At 68.9% G+C, this 13,013-nt stretch carries 15 protein-coding genes and 1 pseudogene; 7 read left to right on the forward strand and 9 right to left on the reverse strand.

The genetic code is table 11. The features are described 5' to 3' along the window. Positions 1-32 precede the first annotated feature (32 nt). Together G6R31_RS16900 and G6R31_RS12590 are read left to right on the forward strand one after the other, a co-directional pair. Positions 33-317 carry a hypothetical protein gene (locus G6R31_RS16900; RefSeq protein WP_225984271.1) on the forward strand — a complete coding sequence of 95 codons (285 nt, stop codon included), beginning with the start codon at positions 33-35 and terminating at the stop codon, positions 315-317. Next, complete coding sequence (locus G6R31_RS12590; protein WP_017870270.1) at positions 314-1,105, forward strand: monofunctional DNA glycosylase; 792 nt, start codon at positions 314-316, stop codon at positions 1,103-1,105. The genes G6R31_RS16900 and G6R31_RS12590 overlap by 4 nt, the downstream gene beginning before the upstream one ends. A 151-nt stretch (positions 1,106-1,256) precedes the next feature. Here G6R31_RS12590 and G6R31_RS12595 read toward each other — a convergent pair whose 3' ends face one another. From G6R31_RS12595 to def, 3 genes are read right to left on the reverse strand one after another with little or no spacing between them, the layout of a single operon-like run. Beyond that, complete coding sequence (locus G6R31_RS12595) at positions 1,257-1,889, reverse strand: hypothetical protein (RefSeq protein WP_017870271.1); 633 nt, start codon at positions 1,887-1,889, stop codon at positions 1,257-1,259. A gap of 3 nt (positions 1,890-1,892) precedes the next feature. Beyond that, the gene (gene fmt, locus G6R31_RS12600) at positions 1,893-2,876 is read right to left on the reverse strand and encodes a methionyl-tRNA formyltransferase (RefSeq protein WP_017870272.1); all 984 of its coding nucleotides are present in this window, start codon (positions 2,874-2,876) and stop codon (positions 1,893-1,895) included. Beyond that, complete coding sequence (gene def, locus G6R31_RS12605) at positions 2,873-3,568, reverse strand: peptide deformylase (RefSeq protein ID WP_017870273.1); 696 nt, start codon at positions 3,566-3,568, stop codon at positions 2,873-2,875. The genes fmt and def overlap by 4 nt, the downstream gene beginning before the upstream one ends. Before the next feature lie 182 nt (positions 3,569-3,750). On the opposite strand from def, the gene G6R31_RS12610 reads away from it, so the two are divergent. Beyond that, positions 3,751-4,677 carry a carbon-nitrogen hydrolase family protein gene (locus tag G6R31_RS12610; RefSeq protein ID WP_225984272.1) on the forward strand — a complete coding sequence of 309 codons (927 nt, stop codon included), beginning with the start codon at positions 3,751-3,753 and terminating at the stop codon, positions 4,675-4,677. Beyond that, on the forward strand, positions 4,674-5,195 hold the full coding sequence (locus tag G6R31_RS12615) for a GNAT family N-acetyltransferase (RefSeq protein ID WP_017870275.1): 522 nt from the start codon (positions 4,674-4,676) through the stop codon (positions 5,193-5,195). The genes G6R31_RS12610 and G6R31_RS12615 overlap by 4 nt, the downstream gene beginning before the upstream one ends. Before the next feature lie 17 nt (positions 5,196-5,212). Here the strand turns inward: G6R31_RS12615 and G6R31_RS12620 are convergent, their stop codons facing one another. Together G6R31_RS12620 and G6R31_RS12625 are read right to left on the reverse strand one after the other, a co-directional pair. Continuing rightward, positions 5,213-6,346, reverse strand: a complete 1,134-nt coding sequence (locus G6R31_RS12620) for an LptF/LptG family permease (protein ID WP_017870276.1) — start codon at positions 6,344-6,346, stop codon at positions 5,213-5,215. After that, positions 6,343-7,416 carry an LptF/LptG family permease gene (locus G6R31_RS12625; protein ID WP_017870277.1) on the reverse strand — a complete coding sequence of 358 codons (1,074 nt, stop codon included), beginning with the start codon at positions 7,414-7,416 and terminating at the stop codon, positions 6,343-6,345. The genes G6R31_RS12620 and G6R31_RS12625 overlap by 4 nt, the downstream gene beginning before the upstream one ends. Before the next feature lie 168 nt (positions 7,417-7,584). On the opposite strand from G6R31_RS12625, the gene G6R31_RS12630 reads away from it, so the two are divergent. Further along, on the forward strand, positions 7,585-8,733 hold the full coding sequence (locus G6R31_RS12630) for a bifunctional nicotinamide-nucleotide adenylyltransferase/Nudix hydroxylase (RefSeq protein ID WP_025567748.1): 1,149 nt from the start codon (positions 7,585-7,587) through the stop codon (positions 8,731-8,733). Here G6R31_RS12630 and G6R31_RS12635 read toward each other — a convergent pair. The 3 genes from G6R31_RS12635 to G6R31_RS12645 are packed head-to-tail and all read right to left on the reverse strand — an operon-like array spanning position 8,717 to position 10,331. Next, on the reverse strand, positions 8,717-9,598 hold the full coding sequence (locus G6R31_RS12635; RefSeq protein ID WP_017870279.1) for a DUF1206 domain-containing protein: 882 nt from the start codon (positions 9,596-9,598) through the stop codon (positions 8,717-8,719). The two genes, G6R31_RS12630 and G6R31_RS12635, sit on opposite strands and share 17 nt — an antisense overlap. 47 nt (positions 9,599-9,645) lie before the next feature. Continuing rightward, a complete protein-coding gene (locus G6R31_RS12640; RefSeq protein ID WP_081703139.1) occupies positions 9,646-9,894 on the reverse strand; it encodes an RNA 2'-phosphotransferase in 249 nt (82 codons plus the stop codon). Next, positions 9,879-10,331: an RNA 2'-phosphotransferase gene (locus G6R31_RS12645; RefSeq protein ID WP_017870281.1), complete on the reverse strand. Its 453-nt coding sequence runs from the start codon at positions 10,329-10,331 to the stop codon at positions 9,879-9,881. Before G6R31_RS12645 ends, G6R31_RS12640 begins: the two co-directional genes overlap by 16 nt. Positions 10,332-10,432: 101 nt before the next feature. On the opposite strand from G6R31_RS12645, the gene G6R31_RS12650 reads away from it, so the two are divergent. Next, positions 10,433-11,944, forward strand: coding sequence for a carboxypeptidase M32 (locus G6R31_RS12650; protein ID WP_017870282.1), 1,512 nt, complete (start codon positions 10,433-10,435; stop codon positions 11,942-11,944). Positions 11,945-12,020: 76 nt separating this feature from the next. Here the strand turns inward: G6R31_RS12650 and mscL are convergent, their stop codons facing one another. Next, entirely contained in the window at positions 12,021-12,407 is a 387-nt protein-coding gene (gene mscL, locus G6R31_RS12655) for a large conductance mechanosensitive channel protein MscL (RefSeq protein ID WP_025568162.1), read from the reverse strand. 128 nt (positions 12,408-12,535) lie between these two features. Between mscL and G6R31_RS12660 the strand changes: the two are divergent. Then, positions 12,536-12,925: pseudogene (locus G6R31_RS12660) on the forward strand (HD domain-containing protein); the annotation flags it as partial. Positions 12,926-13,013: the final 88 nt, after the last annotated feature.

Genomic DNA, 13,013 nt, shown 5'->3' on the forward strand with positions numbered 1-13,013 from the left:
ATCTGAAACGACCAGATTCAATCGGAATCCGTATGACCTGCTCCATCCCCCAGTTGCAGTTCCCCGGTCACGTTTCCCCCAAGCCGCGTTTAGCTTCTCCTTGTCTGCCCAGCCGGGGCCGGGCGCAGCATGGGGCCATGAGCGACCAGCAGAAGACCGGTTACGACCCCGCCGACCAGTCCCCCGCCGAGGGCCAGAGCCGCAGCATTCCGGCCCAGGACCGGGGCCAGAATCCCGGTGTGGACCCCGCCGACAAGGACCAGCCCGCCGAGGGAGGCCGTGAAGAAGCCGAGGACGGAGACCGCGCCTCCTCGTGACCCTGTTCGGTGACCTTTCGGCGGCTGACCCGCCCCTCAACGCCGCCCGCCCTGCCCAGGAGCGGGCGGCTCTGCTGGCCTGGGTCAAAGACCTGTTTCACGAGGCCTACGGCGCACGCGACCTGACCCCCCGGCGCGGGGCCATGCACGAGCTGATTTCGACCATCCTCTCGCAGCGCACCACCCACGACGACGAGGAAGCCGCCTACCAGGAACTGCGGACGCTGGGGGACTGGGACGACATCATCGCCGTGCCCACCGAGACCGTCGCCCACGCCATTCGCCGCAGCAACTACCCCGAGAGCAAGGCCCCGCGCATTCAGGACACGCTGCGGCGCATCCGGGACGCGCCGGGGGGCTACGACCTGGATTTTCTGCGCGAGTTGCCGGTGGGCGAGGCCCTGAAGTGGCTCACCGACCTGCCGGGTGTGGGGGTCAAGACCGCCTCACTGGTCCTGCTGTTCAACTACGCCCGCCCGGTGTTTCCGGTCGATACGCATGTTCACCGCGTCAGCACCCGCGTCGGCGTCATTCCGCGCATGGGCGAGCAGGCGGCGCACCGGGCACTTCTCGCGCTGCTGCCGCCCGACCCGCCTTACCTGTACGAACTGCACATCAATTTCCTGGCCCACGGGCGAAAGGTCTGCACCTGGACCCGGCCCAAGTGCGGCCAGTGCCTCCTGCGCGAACGCTGCGACGCCTACGCCCAGTACGGCGACCGGGTGCCGAGTTTCAGCGAGAAACCGGCCAAAAAGGAGTCCGTCGGCACTCATACGGATTCCGATTGAATCTGGTGGTTTCAGATTCAATCCGACTTGCAAAGCTGCTCAGCAGAGCGGATGCGAGTAGGAAAAAATACGGATTCTGCGATATGGATGCACAGGCGGCGCCTTCCCAACTGTATAGGCCCGACTGTGCAGGAATGAAGCGGAATCCGTATCAGCCCCGTTCGCGCTCGCGCAGCACGAGCTGAATCAGGCCGAGCAGCACGAGTTCGTCGTCATCTGTCGCGTGGGAGTCTGCCGGGCGGGGGCGCAGTTCCTGCACCGTGAAGCGGCGCGAGAAGAAACTGCGCTTCTTGTGGACGCGGTAGACGGGCGAGCCGCCCGCGTCGCTCACCGTGTACGTGGGGTTGATGAGGTAGTCGAAGCCCATCGCCACGAAGTCGCCGATGAACGGCACGGCGCCGACGGCCCCTTCCACGAAGCTCATCCAGGGCTGGTCGTCGCGGATGGTCAGCCTCACCTCGCCGCCCGGCCCCAGCAGTTCGTACCCGGCGGCCCACAGGGTGCGCATCCCCTGCGCCTGGAGCGCCCCGAGCACCGTGCCGTCGCTGCGGCGGATGACCCGTTTGGCCCGCCAGTCCAGCGCCCCGGCCATAAAGCCCTCGGCCTTCATGCCGTGCGTCTGGCGCTGGCGCGACGGGTCGGTGTAGACCTTGACCTCGTCGCGCACGCTGAAGGTCTTTTCGCGCACGTAGGCGAGCATCTGGCCCGCCGCGTCGTGGACCTGCAACTCGGTGAACAGGCTGAACTTGAATTCCAGCGTCAGGGGAAACTGAAGGGGAGGCACGTCTCAGGTACGCGGCCCGTCCCCGCCGGGTTCCCAGAGGTCGAACCTCGCCCCGGGCGTCACCCCCTGCCCCTGCGCCCACACCTGCGCGGGCTGGGGCTTTTTGGCCTCGGGCTGCGCGGTCCGGATCTGCACGGCTCCTTCGCCGCACGCGACGGTCAGGCCGTCCTCGTTCACCCGCAGCACCTCGCCGGGGGCGCCGGCCAGGGCAGAGTCGGCCTGAGTGAGGTCGGCCTGGGTCAGGCCCGCGAGCTTCAGGCGTTTGCCGCCGAAAAAGGCGGTGGTCTGCGGCCACGCGGCCACGCCCCGGAAGCGGTTGACCACCTGCGCGGCGGAGTCGGTCCAGCGCACGAAGCCGTCTTCCTTGACCAGCATGGGGGCGTGGGTGGCCTGCGTCTCGTCCTGGGGCCGGGGCCGCAGTCCTTCCAAGTCACGCAGCGCCCGCACGATGAGGGCAGCGGCCTGAGCGCTCAGCGCGTCCGAAAGCTCCAGGCTGGTCCACCCGGGCGCGATGGGCAACTCCTCCTGAAGCAGCACCGGCCCGGTATCCATCCCCTCGTCGGTCTGCATGATGGTCGTGCCGGTCACGGTTTCCCCGCGAATCAGCGCCCACTGAATCGGCGCGGCGCCCCGGTAGCGCGGCAGCAGGCTGGTGTGCGTGTTCAGAAAACCGAAACGCGGCAGGTCCAGCAGGCTGGCGGGCAAAATCTTGCCGTAGGCGCAGGTGACAGCGACATCGGCGCCCGACTCGCGCAGCCGCGCGGCGAAGTCGGCGTTGTTGCGCAGTTTGTTCGGCTGCGCGAGTGGCAGGCCCAGCTCAGCGGCGCGGGCGGCCACCGGGGGCGGCGTGAGCTTCAGGCCCCGGCCCACCGGCTTGTCGGGCTGCGCGACCACCAGCACCACCTCGAACTCGGCGCGAATCGCTTCCAGTACCGGCAGCGCGAAGGCGGGCGAGCCGAAAAAGGCGACCTTCGGCGGGCGGCTCAAAGATTCTCCCGCAGGTGCGCCGTGCTGTTCCAGTGGGCCAGATGCGACAGGAAGTTCTTGGACGCCTGCTGAATCTTGAGCAGCTCGCGGCGGTGGTCCTCGGTCACCACGGCGGGCAGGTGGTCGAGAAACAGCTTGCCGTCGAGGTGGTCCGCCTCATGCTGAAACACGCGGGCGAGATAGTCCTCGGCTTCCAGGGTGCGCGGCTGGCCGCCCAAGTCTGTGTACGACACCGACACCCGCCTCATGCGGGGCACGCCGTCCTCGTAGATGCCGGGGATGCTCAGGCAGCCTTCCTGGTAGGACCTGTCCTTTTTCTTGTCGAGCGCCTTGACGACGGGATTGAGCATCACGTACTCGCGCAGCACCCGCGAGCGCAGCGGCTTGTCCTGGCCCTCGTTTTCTTCCTCGTCGTCGGCGTACTCCACCGCCACGAACAGCCGCACCGGCAGCCCGATCTGCGGCGCGGCGAGGCCCACCCCGCGTTCCTCGAACATGGTTTCGAGCATGGTGTCGGCCACCTCGCGCACCGTCTGGGGAGCGAAGCCGGGCACCTGCAGGGTGTCGCCGGGAGAAAGGGGCCTCGCCTTGCGGCGCAGAACCGGGTCGCCGTACAGCCGCATGGGGTAGATACGGGGCGTGCCGCCGAAAGACAGCGGTGCGGGGGCAGCGGGGAAGTCGGGCGCGGTCACAATGCGGGCAGTTTAGAGCAGTTCTCCAAACGACATGAGGCGCGAAACACCACACCGCAGCACTCCATTCTTCGTCCTGCTCGTTGTTTTGTCCCCGCCCCACTCGCCAGGAGTCACGGCGTTCTTTCGTCGGACGCTCTGGCGAATGGGGCGGCCGTATCCTTCCTGTTCCGGAGGCCCGCATGCCCTCGCGTATGCTGGGGTCTATGCCTGCCCAGCGCCCCACCCTGCGCGTCGCCGCCGCTGCCTATCCGGTCCGGTTTCTGTCCTCCTGGGACGACTACGCCGCCGGGCTGACCCGCTGGGTGCAGGACGCGGCCCGGCAGGGCGCCGAGCTGCTCGTGTTTCCCGAGTACGCGCCGCTGGAACTCGTCAGCCTGCTGCCCAAAGAACTGCACCACGACATCGTCGGGATGCGCCCGGCGCTTCAGGCGCTGCTGCCCGGATTTCTGGCGCTGCACGAGCGGCTGGCGCGGGAATGCGGCGTGACCCTCGTGGCCGGGAGTTTTCCGGTGACGGAGGGCGGTGGGTACGTCAACCGCGCCCACGTCTTCGGGCCGCAGGGACCGCTGGGCCACCAGGACAAGCTGCTGATGACGCGCTTCGAGGCCGAGGAATGGTTCATCGACCCCGGCGCGGGCGTGCGGGTGTTTGCGGCGGGGGACATTTCCTTCGGGGTCGCCATCTGCTACGACTCGGAGTTTCCGCACCTCGCGCGGGCGCAGGCCGAACTCGGTGCCGAACTGCTGGTGGTGCCCAGTTTCACGGCGTCACGCGCCGGCTTTACGCGGGTGAAGGTGGGCAGCATGGCCCGTGCCCTGGAAAACCAGTGTTACGTGCTGCACGCGCCGCTGCTGGCCGACGCGCCCTGGAGCTACGCCATAGAGGACGCGGCGGGGCAGGCCGGCCTCTACGCGCCTTCCGACCACGGGCTGCCCGAGGACGGCGTGCTGGCGCAGGGCGAGTGGAACGCCCCCGGCTGGCTGGTCCGCGACCTCGACTTCACCCTGACCCGCCGGGTGCGCGAGGACGGGCACGTCCTGAACTGGCGTGACCGGGAAGCGGGGCAACGCCGCGTTCAGGGCCAGCGGCCACAGGACCGCCCATGACCGAGCGGCCCCTGCCTGTGGTGCGGGTGTTGCGGCCTACCGACGTGTCGCCCTATTTCGCGCTCCGGCTCGCGCTGCTGCGTTCCGACCCGCTCGCCTACGTCACCACCGCCGAGGAGTGGGCCGGGCGGCGGCTGGCGGACGTGGCCGGGCGACTGGGCATGAGCGACCACCACGTGACCTACGGCGCGTACCTGGGCAGCGACCTGGCCGGCATCCTGACCCTGCTGCGCGAGTCGCGGACCGGGCTGGCCCACCGCACCGAAATCGTGTCGGTGGGGGTGCTGCCTGCGTTCCGGGGGCAGGGCTGCGCCGACGCGCTGCTGCGCGCCGCCATCGCTCAGGCCCGGCGCTGGGAAGGCGCGGAACAGATTGACCTCTCCGTCACCGAGACCCAGCACGCGGCGCTGCGGCTCTATCGGCGCTGGGGCTTCGTGACCTGGGGCGTGCAGCCGGGCGCGGTGCGGGGACCGGACGGCTCACTGCGGGCGCTGCATCACCTCACCCTGAAGTTGTAGAGGAGGCACCCCCAGCCTCAGCGCCGCTCCGAGCGCCACAGCAGCGCCAGCCCCGCCAGCACGGCGATGAGGTCGGGCGCGTAGGCGGCCACCACCGGGGGCAGCCCGCCGTTTTCACCCATGATGCGAAACACGCTCCAGGTGGCGTAGTAGGCGAAGGCGAGCAAAATCGCCCACGTCAGCCCCAGATTCAGCCCCCCCCGGAAGGAAAACACCGCGAGGCTGACGGCAAAAAAGGCCAGCGCGAGGGCGGCGAGCGGCTCGGCGATCTTGCGGTGAAAGGCGGTGAACTCGGCTGGAGCCGGGACTTGCTGCTGGCGGTAGGCCTGGGTGCGGCTCCACAGCTCGCGCAGCGGCAGGTTGACCACGCCCGCCTGCGCGGTGGAGCTGCGCTCGTCCTGGGCAAAGCTGGCCTGCACGTCCTGCACCGGCAGCCGCCCGCTCTGGAAGGTCAGGACCGTGACCGGGCGGGCGCTTTGGTAGGTCACGCGCTGGCCCCGGCGCAGTTCCAGCACGTTGCTGCCGGGAACCAGGGTGCCCGACTCGGCGGTGATGACCTCGCGCGGCGCTTCGCCCGCCTGCATCGCCACGATGCGCAGGTCGCGCAGTTCGCCGCCGGGCCGCACCTCGCCCACACTGATGGCGCGGTTCAGGGCGTCGGTCAGCACCAAAGTTTGCCCGCCCCCTGCCTGACCGTCCTCGGCGGCCTGTCCCAGCCCGGTCACGCGGGGGTTGTCGAACACGATCTGCTGCTGCACCTTCAGCGATTCGGAATAGGCGCGGGGCCGCAGCCCTTCTCCGATCAGAAACGACAGCGCCGTGACCCCCAGCGCCAGTGTCAGCACCGGGCGCAGCAACTCCGTGACCGGCACGCCCCCGGCAAGTGCCCCCTTGATTTCCGAGTCGGCGGCCAGGCGCGACAGCCCCAGCAGCGTGGCGAACATCAGGCCGATGGGCAGGGCGCGTGACAGCGCCTCGGGCACACTCAGCGCGAGCAGCCGCGCCACCAGCAGCGGACTCGCGCCCTTGGCGAGCAGCGGCCCGATCACTTCTTCCAGTCCGGCCAGCAAAAACAGCAGGATGACCGCGACCAGCGCCCCCACCAGCGGCGGCAGAATCTCGCTCAGAACGTAGCGCCCGAACAGGTTCATCGGTTCACCCGCCACGCCAGGCCCAGGCCCAGCAGCACGAACACCAAGCTGGGCACCCAGGCGGCCAGCGTGGGGTCCACCGCTCCGGCGCGGGCGAGCTGCGGCATGGTGATCCACAGCACGTAAAAGCCCGCGATAAACACGATGACGGCGGCGAGCGCGGCGGCCTGGTTGCGAATCAGCAGCCCCAGCGCGGCGGCGGCCAGCGCAAAGGCGATGGGGGTAAAGGGGTCGGCGTAGCGCGAGGCGAGCTGGTAGGTGTACTCGCGCCGCTCCTGCGCGGACAGGCCAGGGCCGGACAGCGCCGAGCGCAACTGCGCGTTGCTGACCTTTTTGGCCTCGGCGGGCGGGGGGCGCAGCGCGTCGGTCTGCGGCAGCGTGAGCGGCCCGGCCTGCTGCCTGGGGCGCTGGCCCGGCGCCGTGACCCAGGGCGAATCGAGCGTCCAGGTGCGCTGCGCCGCGTCCCACACCCCGGAGTTGGCGGTGTAGACCACGCCGCCGCGCTGGACCATCACCCCGGCGAGCTGCGCGAGGTTGGCGGAAGTGCCCGCACTGTCTGGAACCGGACTGTCTGGAGCCGAACTGTCTGCAACCGAACTGGGCGTCGGCGGGGTGCCCGGCGTGACCCGGCCCGCGTAGTACAGGGCGCCGGGGGGCGCGTAGGTGTAGTTGTCGCGGGTGGGAATCTTCTCGGGCATGTTGAAGATGCCGAACCACGTCCTGTCCCAGCGGTCCAGTCCCGCCGGAACCACCGTGCCCGCGTTCCAGAAGGCCACGGCGCCCACCAGGGCGAAGGGCAGCAGCAGCGGCCACACCAGCGACAGGGGCCGAATCCCGGCGGCGAAGGCGGCCTTGAGTTCCGAGTCGCGTTGCAGCCGCGACAGGCCCAGCAGGATGGCGAACGGCACCGCCAGCACCAGCGAGCGGTTGACGATGGTGGGCAAGATGGCGAAGAACGCGGTCACGCCCTCGGTCGGCGTCGCCCGGTAGGCCAGCGCCTTGCCCAGCGTGCTGCTCAGGGTGTCGGCCACTTGCAGGGCCAGCAGCAGGGCCAGCCCCGCCCCGTACATCTTCAGGACTTCTCGCAGGACAGAGCGCGGCAGGAGAAACGGCGGCACGGCGGCGATTGTACCCGGGAGGCAGATGAGCTGCGTGGAAACCTGCCCCGGATGGCCTCGCTTCCCCTCCCGCGTCCGGTGCTCACCCGTGCGGGCCGCTCAGCCCTCACCATGCAGCACATGACTGTGCCTCATGCACCGGTTCCGCAGGTCCCCGACCTCGCCGACGCGCCCCGGCCCACGCGGGCCTTCGGGGTCTACATCGGGCGGTTCGAGCCGCCGCATCAGGCGCACCTGCTGGTGATGCTCGAAGCGCTGCGCAGCGTGCAGACCCTCATCGTGGTCATCGGCTCGGCGCGGGCGGCCCGCAACACCAAAAATCCGTTCACGGCCCAGGAGCGGCAGGACATGATTCGGGCGATGCTGGAAGAAGCGGGCGCCGACATCGGGAGTGCCGACACTGGGAGTGCCGAAACTGGGCGGCTGAGGTTCGTGCAGGTGCGCGACCACCTCTACGACGAGTCGCGCTGGCTGGCCGAGGTGCGCGGTGGCGTGCAGGCGCACGTGGGCGGAAGCCGCGACGTGGCCCTGGTCGGGCACATCAAGGACGAGAGCAGCTACTACCTGCGCTCCTTTCCCGACTGGGAGTTTCTGCCCACCCACGTCGTCAGCCCGCTGAGCGCCACCGACGTGCGCCGGGCCTACTTCGCGGGCCGCCTTGGCGACGTGCGCGGCATGGTGCCGCCCGCCGTCCACATCTTTCTGGAACGCTTTCGCCAGACGCCCGAGTACGCCGAACTGCGGGCCGACTCCGAGGCGCTGAGCGAGGCCCGCGCCGCGTGGGAGGCCGCGCCCCAGCCCCCCACCTTCCTCAGCGCCGACGCGCTGGTGAGCTGCGCGGGCCACGTGCTGCTCGTGCGCCGCGCCGATCGTCCGGGCCGGGGTCTGCTCGCGCTGCCGGGCGACCTGCTCGGGCCGAAGGAAACGCTGCTGGGCCGCGCGGCCCGCGTCGTTCGTCAGTTGACCGGCCTGGGCACGGCCTTAGACCTGAGTGCCGCGCTCAGGGCCGAGGCCACCTTCGACCACCCCGACCGCAGCCAGCGCGGGCGCGTGGTGTCTCACGCCTTTCATTTCGTGCTCGACCGGGAGACGCCGCCCGAACTGGCTCCGGGAAGGGGAGAGTCGGGCGGGGGAGAGCTGGGCGAGGGAGAGCTGGGCGAGGCCCGCTGGCTGGCGCTGTCCGAAGTGCTGGCCCATCCCGAACTGTTGTTCGAGGACCACCACGAAATCATCGGGCGCTTTCTCTCCGGGGTCACGGACCAATCTTGATTCGGCGGTAGAGCGCCTGCACCACACACCAGACCCCGTAGCACAGGGTGCCCAGGGCGACGATGCCCAGCAGCCCGTCGCCCTGGTCGCGCAGCCGGGTCAGGACGCCCGCCGTGTCGCGCACGCCGCTGGCGCTGCCTTTCCAGGCGCCGAGCGTCAGGGACGCGCCCACCGCGCCGAGCACCACCCCCCGCGCGGCGACGCCCGCCTGCCCCACGCGCTTGACGGCGCTGGCGTGCCGGGCGGCGAAGTCGCGCAGGGCGACGCGCCTCATGAACTTGCCGCTCAGGGCGTGGGCGACCTGCACGCCGCCGAACCCCAGCAGCGCGAGGCCCGCCAGCCCCAGCAGCACCTGACCGCCGGGCCACTCCAGCACCTGCCGGACGATGTCCCCCTGCCCCTGTCCGGCTGGGGCCGACCCCTGGGCGGCGAGGCGATAGGCGAAATAGGCCAGCGCGAAGTTGGTCACGCTGCTCAGGGCGTACCCGGCGCGTTTGACCAGACCCCCCGGTGCCGCGCCGTGCCGCTCGGGGTCCAGCAGCGCCCGCAGCAGTTGCCACAGCGCGTAGCCGACCAGCCCCACCACCAGCAGCCAGATGAGCACGCCGCCCAGCGGCAGGTCCTGAATCCGCGTCAGGGCGCCCTGGGTGTCGGTGGCCTGCCCGCCGCGCCCCAGCGCCAGATTCAGCGCCAGCAGGCCGGTCGTGCCGTACACCGCGCCCTTGCTGGCGTACCCGAACCGGGCCAGCGCCTCCAGCCCCGGCGCGGCGTGCTCGACGCCCTGCGTGATGCCCGCTTCGACCCCCTGCACCGCCTGGGTGCCCGCGTCACGCAGGCCACTGCCGACTTCCTTCAGATTTGCCATCGGGTTCAGTGTGCGCCGGGCGCCGCCTGACCGGATCTGTGCCGGATTCAGGGAAAGGAGATGAACTCCGGCGGCACCCCGTCCGTCAGCCACACCCCGTTGTCGGAGCGGAAAAAGTCGTGTCCCGCTTCCCGCATCGCGCCTGCCGACACCGCCAGGACCACCGCCTGCCCGCGCCGCGCCCCGACCTGCCGGGCAGTGGCCGTATCCGCGCTGAGGTGGACGTGATGGCGGCTTACGGGTTTTATACGGATTCCGATTGAATCTGGTAGTTTCAGATTCAATCCGACTTGCAAAGCTGCGCAGCAGAGCGGATGCGAGTAGGAAAAAATACGGATTCCGCGATATGGATGCACAGGCGGCGCCTTCCCAACTGTATAGGCCCGACTGTGCAGGAATTAAGCGGAATCCGTATTAGCCCCTCGCGCCGGATGGCGTCCAGGGCGCCCGTGTGGGTGCCGTGGTAGAGGGTCTGCGGCGGGCGGGTCAGCGTCAGGTGCAGGTCCACCGCCACACTGTGCCCCTGGTTCGCCCGGATGCGGTCCCCACGCAGGACGTAGCGGCCCTTGCGGTCGGCGGCCACCACCTGTTCCACCCGTGCCCGGCTGACCCGCAGGTGCGCGAGCAGCGGGGCCAGGGGTGCCCATCCGCCCGGTTCCAGGGTAATTCCGGCTTGGTCGGGCGCGTGCCGCAGCAGGTAGGCGAGGCGTTTGGACAGCTGTTCGTCGTTCATGGGCGGGCCAGGCAAGAAGCGTCAGCGGGCCGCGCCGCCGAGAAGCCAGGCAAGAGGCGCATACCCTGACCTTACGCTTGTCAAGTCGCTAAGCTCTGAGCATGACCACGACCGAGACCGACACCCAGTGGCAGCACCTCACCGAGCGCTGGCAGGAACTGGCCGACTTCAGCGGCATCGGGGCGCTGCTCGGGTGGGACCAGAGCACCTTTTTGCCTGCCGGGGCCGCCGGGGACCGCTCGCGCCAGCAGAGCCTCCTGGCCGGGTTGCGCCACGCCCGCGCCACGGACGCGGAGTACGGCAAGCTGCTCGACGCCGCCGCCCGCCGCAGCGACCTCTCGCCCGAGCAGACCCGCATGGTGCAGGTCGCCCGCCAGGACTTCGAAAAGGCCACCCGCCTGCCCGCCGAGTTCGTGCGCGAGTTCAGCGGGCACGTCGGCCAGAGCTACAGCGCCTGGACCGAGGCCCGGCCTGCGAACGACTTCGGGCGCATGGTGCCTTACCTCGAAAAGACGCTCGACCTGAGCTTGCAGGCCGCGAGCTACTTTCCCGAGTTCGCCGACCCGATGGACTACTACATCGACGAGTCCGACGAGGGCATGACCGCCGAGCAGGTCGGGCAGGTGTTTTCCGAACTGCGTGAAGCCCTGGTGCCGCTGGCCGACGCGGTGATTGCCGCCGGAGCGCCGCGTACCGATTTCCTGGCGCGGGGCTTCGACCAGGGCAAGCAGCTCGCCTTCGGGGAACGGGTCATCCGTGACTACGGCTACGACTTTCGCCGGGGCCGCCAGGACCTCACCCACCACCCCTTCATGACCCGGCTGGGCGGGCACGACGTGCGCATCACCACCCGCGTCAAGGAAAACGACCCCACAGAGGCGCTGTACTCCACCCTGCACGAGGCCGGGCACGCGCTGTACGAGCAGGGCGTGGACGAGGCGTTTCTGGGCACGCCGCTCGGCGGAGGCGTGAGCGCCGGGGTCCACGAAAGCCAGTCGCGGCTGTGGGAAAACCTGGTGGGCCGCTCCCGCGCGTTCTGGTCGGCGTATTTCGGAGACTGGCGCGACACCTTCCCCGAACAGCTCGCGGACGTGACCGAGGAGGAGATGCACCGCGCGGTCAACACCGTCTCGCGCTCGCTGATTCGCACCGATTCGGACGAACTGACCTACAACCTGCACGTGATTACCCGTTTCGAGTTGGAGCGCGACCTGCTCTCGGGCAAACTCGCCGTGCGCGACCTCGCCGACGCCTGGCACGCCGCCTACGAGCGCAACCTCGGCCTGCGGGCGCCGAGCGACGTGGACGGTGCCCTGCAGGACGTGCACTGGTACTTCGGCTCTATCGGCGGGGCGTTTCAGGGCTACACCCTGGGCAATGTGCTCAGCGCCCAGTTCTACGCGGCGGCGGAGGCCGCCAACCCCGGTCTGGAAGCCGACATCGCCCGCAAGGACTTCTCGCGCCTGCACGGCTGGCTGCGCGAGAACGTGTACCGGCATGGCCGCCGCTTCACGCCCACGGAACTGACGGAGCGGGCCACTGGACAGGCCCTGACTGCCGCCCCTTACCTGAAGTACCTGCGCGAGAAGTACAGCCAGCTCTACGGCCTCTGAGCCTGGGAAAGTCGGTTCCACAAGAAAAAAGCCCTGGCCTGCGCGCCGGGGCTTTTTCGCTGTGTTGCGAGGAAAATCAGAGAGGGCGGTTGCGCACCGCGTCGCGGATTTCGGCCAGCAGCTTTTCCTCGTTGCTCGGCTCGGCCACGGCGGGCTTTTCGCTGCGCTTGAGGCGCTCGACGGCCTTGTTCATGGGGGCGACCACGAAGAAGTACAGCACGGCGGCGGTCAGCAGGAAGTTGATGAGGGTGGAGATGAACATGCCCCAGTCGAAGGCGATGCCGTTGATGAGGAACTTGCCCGCCACCTCGCCTGTGCCGCCGGTCGCCAGACGAATCATCGGCTCAAGGAACGCCTTGGTAAACGCCGTGACCACGTTGTTGAACGCCGCGCCGATGACCACACCGACCGCGAGGTCCACCACATTGCCACGAAGGATAAAATCTCTGAAACCCTTTATCATAGGCCGAAGTTTCTCACCCTAAACAGGAAAGAGTAAACCAAGTTCAGTCAAATCTGTCTAGACATAATGTTATAAAAGTCACACTGAACCGGGGGGCAGCCTCGGTTTTCACGCAGATAATGGCCGCCATGAACCGCGATCAGGCCCACGCGCTGATGCTCGAACACACGCCTTCCGAGTCGCTGCGGCGCCACATGCTGAACGTGGAAACGGCAATGCGCTGGTATGCCCGGCACTGGGGCGAAGACGAGGAAACTTACGCGGTGGCGGGGCTGCTCCACGACTTCGACTACGAACGGCACCCCGACGAGCACCCCACCTGGGGCGTGACCTACCTGCGCGAACACACCGACACGTCGCCCGAAATTCTCGACGCGATTCTGGGCCACGCCGCCTTCACCGGCACGCCGCGCACCACCCGGCTCGCCAAGACGCTGTTCGCGGTGGACGAACTGACCGGGCTGATTCAGGCCGCCGCCCTGATTCGCCCCGACCGGGACGTGAAAGGGGTGGAGCTGATACGGATTCCGATTGAATCTGGTAGTTTCAGATTCAATCCGAGCGGATGCGAGTAGGAAAAAATACGGATTCTGCGATATGGATGCA

It is taken from the genome of Deinococcus wulumuqiensis R12 (genome assembly GCF_011067105.1).
Taxonomy (GTDB): Bacteria; Deinococcota; Deinococci; order Deinococcales; family Deinococcaceae; genus Deinococcus; species Deinococcus wulumuqiensis.